General features: G+C 40.2%; 3 protein-coding genes and 1 pseudogene. All 4 read left to right on the plus strand.

Annotation, left to right across the window (positions count from 1 at the left end; genetic code table 11):
- A pseudogene (locus ACO4PX_RS09425) lies at window positions 1–666 on the plus strand (hypothetical protein); the annotation flags it as partial.
- A gap of 8 nt (window positions 667–674) precedes the next feature.
- Window positions 675–1,646 carry a tRNA dihydrouridine synthase gene (locus tag ACO4PX_RS09430; protein WP_315375657.1) on the plus strand — a complete coding sequence of 324 codons (972 nt, stop codon included), beginning with the start codon at window positions 675–677 and terminating at the stop codon, window positions 1,644–1,646.
- Window positions 1,637–2,725, plus strand: coding sequence for a flagellin lysine-N-methylase (fliB, locus tag ACO4PX_RS09435; RefSeq protein ID WP_485572413.1), 1,089 nt, complete (start codon window positions 1,637–1,639; stop codon window positions 2,723–2,725). Before ACO4PX_RS09430 ends, fliB begins: the two co-directional genes overlap by 10 nt.
- A gap of 148 nt (window positions 2,726–2,873) precedes the next feature.
- Window positions 2,874–3,279, plus strand: a 406-nt coding sequence (locus ACO4PX_RS09440; RefSeq protein WP_485572415.1) for a DUF1846 domain-containing protein, incomplete at its 3' end; no start/stop codon positions are given.

The raw sequence follows: 3,279 nt of genomic DNA on the forward strand, positions 1-3,279 counted from the left end.
TATGGCTATAGCTTTCTGTCCTTCTTAAGGATTAGCTTTATCTTCTTCCTTTTTGGAGGAATCTTTTTGCTTCCCTATGTACTGATTTTACAAGAGGAAGAAAATGACGTATTTCAGGGGAATTTCAGGGAAAGCAAGCTGGATACCAATGCTCTGATTCATTTTTCCCTGTTTTCCCTTTTAATATTCTTGTCTTATCTTCGGATTATTCCGATTCTTTTGCTTTTTCCCGCCCTTATCTTATATACGCTTATCTTTCGAAGAAGAATTTTCTTAAAGCTGGATGGCTTTCTATTTCTTTTTCTCTTTTTGATTTTGCTGTTAAAGGAAAGTACCTATCATAGTGCATTGCTTAGTCGCTTGTTTGGAGAATGGATTCTTGCCCATGAGACCGGTAGAGGCTTTATCCTGTCGGAAATTTTCACAAGACTTCCTGCCGCTGTACTGTTGTCCTCCTTCAGCACCAAGGGAAGACAGCTGATTGTGGCTTCCATATTATCCACGATTCATCCCTTGGCGTTAAACTATAGCAGTATTATGGCTATTGTTTTCTTACGTAGAGCCAAGCTTGTGAACCTGAAGCTTTTTCTTTTGCATTATCTGATGGTACATGGGCAAATGCTGATTATTCTGCTGTTTTTGGCCTTTTTCACCGGAAATTTTTAGGAGAGATTATGAAGTATTATTTTGCCCCATTGGAATCCATTACAGGCTATCCTCTTAGGAATGCCCATAGAGCTTTATTTCCGGAAACGGATGGATATTTTAGTCCCTTTATTTCTTCCAATGAGGAAGGGCATTATACCGGAAGAATCGAACGAGATTGTGCAGTAGAGAACAATAATAGCTTAGTGCTGATTCCCCAAATTATGGGAAATCGCCCGGACTTTGTTCATGCGACTATGGAATATCTGGAGGAGTTGAGATATCAAGAGTGTAATTTAAATCTGGGCTGTCCCAGCGGGACCGTGGTGGCTAAGGGGAAAGGCTCCGGCATGCTTAGAAATCCGATGGTATTGGAAGACTTCTTTCAAGAGCTTTTTTCCTTGCTGAAGAATTCGAAAATGAAGGTCTCCATAAAGACAAGAATAGGTTTAAATACAGAAGGAGAATGGGAAGAGCTTTTTGAGGTATTCAATCATTTTCCTTTTTCGGAAATCATCGTTCATCCCAGAACCCAAAAGCAGCATTATTCCGGCCGAGTGAATTTACCTTGTTTTCAAAATATATGTAAATGCTCTAAGCTTCCCCTTGTATATAACGGAGATGTGGAAACAGGGGAGGATATTTTGTTTCTACAGGAAAAGTTTCCTCGGATTCAGGGGATAATGTGCGGACGAGGGCTCCTGTCCAATCCGGCTCTTTTTCGGGAGGCTCGAGGCGGAAAGGTTTTGGAGGAAGAAGAGTTTAGGGACTTTCTCGGTTTGGTGGAAGAGAATTTTGCCAAAGAAATCCAAGGAGAAAGAAATATATTGGCAAAGTACAAAGAATTTTGGAGCTATTTTGCCAAGTCCTACCGGGGCGGAGAAAAGGGCTTAAAGGAGATTCGAAAGGCTAAAAATTTGGCGGAATACAAGGCGGCCAAATATCGCTTTTTTGCAGAAAGCCATTTTCAAGTAAGGGAGGGATTAAGCCTATGCTTTTAGAGTATCCTCTTTTTTATCCGGATTTTGCCTGTATAGGGAAGGCTTGTAAAGACAGCTGTTGCAAAGACTGGTTAATTGACATTGATTTTGATACTGCGGAAAAATATCAAAAAATGGGCGGTGCTTTAGGAGAGAAGCTTAGAAAGAAGCTCCATAAAAAGGACGGCGAATTTTATTTTGAGGTGGAGAAGGATGGAAGATGTCCATTTCTTCAGGAGGATGGTCTTTGTGAAATTCAGAGAGAAAGGGGAGAAGAGGAGCTTTCCAAGGTCTGCGATGCTTATCCCAGAAAGGAATATATTGTTCATCCTTATATGCAGCTGGATCTGCATTTATCCTGTGAAGAGGCAGCTAAGGCTATTCTGTCCTGGAAAGGGGAACTGATTCGGGAAGAGCTGGAGGATGAAAGAATTTCCGAAGAGGAGGATATTCCGGAAAAGGGCTTTGACCATAACGGACAGAATGAAAACCTGGTTTCTCTTTTGGCTTTTCGCCAAGGTCTTTGGGAGGCCTTACCCGACTTTCCTAAGGATATTCATGGATTTTTTGCGGAGCTGAAAACGGTATTTTTACAGGGAGAAGAGCTTTTGTTTTATGAAAATACAGCTTTTCCATATTGTAAAGAATTGGAAGCCTTGGAAAACGGATTAACGGAGCCGTTTTTTTCAGAGGAAAGCTTTAGAGAATATTGCAAAATGAATGAGGAAATTCAAGGGAGAGGCGAATTGTGGAAGAGTTTTCTGACAATTTTTCATAGGGCGGAAAAGGATTTGCAGGATAAAATGCAAAGCTTTTACAGAGATGGAGAAAAGCTATATTTGGAAGGGCTTTGCAGATATTATACTTTTCGTTATTTAATGACAGGGTTAAAGAAAAAATCCATTTTGCCTTTATTTCATCTTATCAGAAAGTGTATTCTTTGGATGGCTTATACGGATTCTCTCTTACAATATTATGCAAAGGAAGAGGAGAAAAAGCTTTTCTTCTTTGGGGAGGAAAAGGCCTTTTTCAGGGTAGCGGTATTCTTTTCCAAAGAGGTGGAACACCAAAAAAAGAATATGGATTTATTTCTGGAATAAAGAATAAAAAACTGATGCAAAAATTTCAAAAAGCAGTATAATAACTTTTTTGTTGTAGGGGATTTGGAGTGGATTTCATGCAAAATGAATCTTCCGAAAAGAGCTTTTTTAAAAATGTGGCAGTTTAGTAAAAAAATAGGAGGGAAAGATGGACAAGATCGGTTTTGATAATGAGCAGTATTTAAAAACCCAGTCAGAGCATATCAAGGAAAGAATTGCGAAGTTCGGCGGGAAGCTATATCTGGAATTTGGCGGAAAACTCTTTGACGACTATCATGCCAGCAGAGTATTGCCTGGATTCCATCCGGACAGTAAGATTCGGATGCTGGGAGAGCTTAAGGATGATGCGGAAATCGTGATTGCTATCCATGCCGGTGATATAGAGAAGAATAAGGTCAGAGGCGATTTGGGCATTACCTATGATATGGATGTGCTTCGTTTAATTGATGCCTTCCGGGGATATGGCCTTTATGTGGGTTCTGTGGTTTTAACTCGTTTTACCGGACAGGAAAGCGCTATTGCTTATCAGCGTAAGCTTGAGTCCCTGGGAATAA

The organism is Oribacterium sp. (assembly GCF_057249185.1).